1 protein-coding gene is annotated in these 335 nt (G+C 47.2%); it reads left to right on the top strand.

Annotated features, from left to right (window positions below; genetic code table 11):
* Positions 1-28: 28 nt before the first annotated feature.
* A partial coding sequence (locus AAEY78_RS12455; RefSeq protein ID WP_352339653.1) for a hypothetical protein occupies positions 29-335 on the top strand: 307 nt, incomplete at its 3' end.

The following is a 335-nucleotide window of genomic DNA, read 5'->3' as shown; positions in this document are numbered from 1 at the left end:
AAACCTTCGCGATGACAAGACCGTGTGAGTGGTCGATGTTGGCGGTGGTACGACAGATTGTTCAGTGGTAAAGATGGGGCCGTCCTACATTAAGCAACAAGACCGCAGCCCAGACTGCTTTGGCCATTCAGGTCAACGGATTGGTGGTAACGATTTAGATATCGCGTTAGCGATGACTGGATTGATGCCAAGCTTTGGTGCAGACACGTTAATGATTAACGGTAAACCTATGCCAAGAACACCTTTTTGGAACGCGGTGGCCGTCAATGATATTAGTGCCCAACGTGACTTTGTTAGTTTACCTTCTCGTAAGTTAGTTGAGCAGCTAATCAAAG

The sequence above is a fragment of the Psychrobacter sp. 16-MNA-CIBAN-0192 genome, from assembly GCF_040309565.1.
GTDB lineage: Bacteria > Pseudomonadota > Gammaproteobacteria > Pseudomonadales > Moraxellaceae > Psychrobacter.
Note: the sequence above shows the minus strand (reverse complement) of the source record. Positions and strands in the feature narration are given on the sequence as shown.